Consider the following 1,166-nt stretch of genomic DNA (forward strand, 5'->3'; position numbering starts at 1 on the left):
TTGACCAATTGACCAATTGACCAATTCTTACAAGGCAAGCAGCGGAGCCAAGCTAACCGGTAACCCGGAACCAGCAACAAGCAACAAGCATCCAGCAACAAGCATCCAGCATCCAGCAACAAGCATCCAGCATCCAATCAGATGCTGAACTAAAGCAATTTTTTAAATTGCAAAAACTCCTCAATTCTTTCAAAAAAAGCTATCAATTCGTCTTTCTTGTTTAAAATTGCATTTACTGAGTCAATGGTTTCCTGGAGCGTTAACGGATACTCATGAGCAACATCATTTCGGATTTCACGCAGAACCTGCCATTCATCGATACCTGACACAATATTATACTTCTCAAGCCTGTGGAAAACATCAATAAAAGTCATTTGTGATGTATCCTCCCCCAACGCCTCCAATGTTTCTCTAAATAGCTTTTGCCCGGTTAAATCCTGCAGTTTAGAAAACCTGAAAATATATTGGTCAATAAAAGCCCTTTTATCCGTTGACATTGTTGTAAATCGCTCTGAATTCAAAGGAATTAAGTCCTTAACTGCATTATATGCACTATTAATGCGATCTACATGAATTCTGCAGGATTCAATAATTTTTACAAGCTTATCTTTTTGTTTATCAGTCATTCTTTTATGCTTAATTCTATTCCTTCCCTACGTGCAGTCTCAACAATCATTCGGTCATCATCTTCACCATTCTGAACAACAACATCAATTTTTTGATCCCCAATCTCTGATTTTATTGCAGCCAGAAAATGTACTTTATTCATATAAAGATCACTTTTTTCAGAAGGAACTATAAACAGGTCAATATCCCCCCCTTTTTTGGCATCATTGGTTCGTGAACCAAACAACAACACCCGGCAGTTCTGACCAAACCATCTGCGGGCTTCTCTTATTATTGTCGCTTTTTCAATGGAAGATATGCGCATTTTTTATTTCAAAAATACCGTTGAAACTTGAAACTTGCAACTTTGCAGCAAAACATCGGATTTACAACGGGCGCCAGAGGTTGAGGTAATGGCTGAGGTTGAGGCTGAGGCTGAGGTTGAGGCTAAGGTTGAGGTTGAGAATGCACCACATAAAGCACAGAAGAACACAGAGATAGATGGCGGAAGTCAGAAGATAGAAGCATGTAGAGACGCACGGTCGTGCGTCTCACCAATC

Annotated in this window: 3 protein-coding genes; 1 reads left to right on the plus strand and 2 read right to left on the minus strand. The window is 39.7% G+C overall.

All coding sequences use genetic code 11. The features are described 5' to 3' along the window. Positions 1-149: 149 nt before the first annotated feature. Together OQ5_RS0115800 and OQ5_RS0115805 are read right to left on the minus strand one after the other, a co-directional pair. Positions 150-626 carry a hypothetical protein gene (locus tag OQ5_RS0115800; protein ID WP_016778421.1) on the minus strand — a complete coding sequence of 159 codons (477 nt, stop codon included), beginning with the start codon at positions 624-626 and terminating at the stop codon, positions 150-152. Further along, on the minus strand, positions 623-931 hold the full coding sequence (locus OQ5_RS0115805) for a nucleotidyltransferase domain-containing protein (RefSeq protein WP_016778422.1): 309 nt from the start codon (positions 929-931) through the stop codon (positions 623-625). Before OQ5_RS0115805 ends, OQ5_RS0115800 begins: the two co-directional genes overlap by 4 nt. 34 nt (positions 932-965) lie before the next feature. Between OQ5_RS0115805 and OQ5_RS23925 the strand changes: the two genes are divergently transcribed. After that, the coding region (locus tag OQ5_RS23925; protein ID WP_044107974.1) for a hypothetical protein at positions 966-1,166 on the plus strand (201 nt) is incomplete at its 3' end.

The organism is Anaerophaga thermohalophila str. Valhall, assembly GCF_000250735.1.
Classification (GTDB): Bacteria; Bacteroidota; Bacteroidia; order Bacteroidales; family Marinilabiliaceae; genus Anaerophaga; species Anaerophaga thermohalophila_A.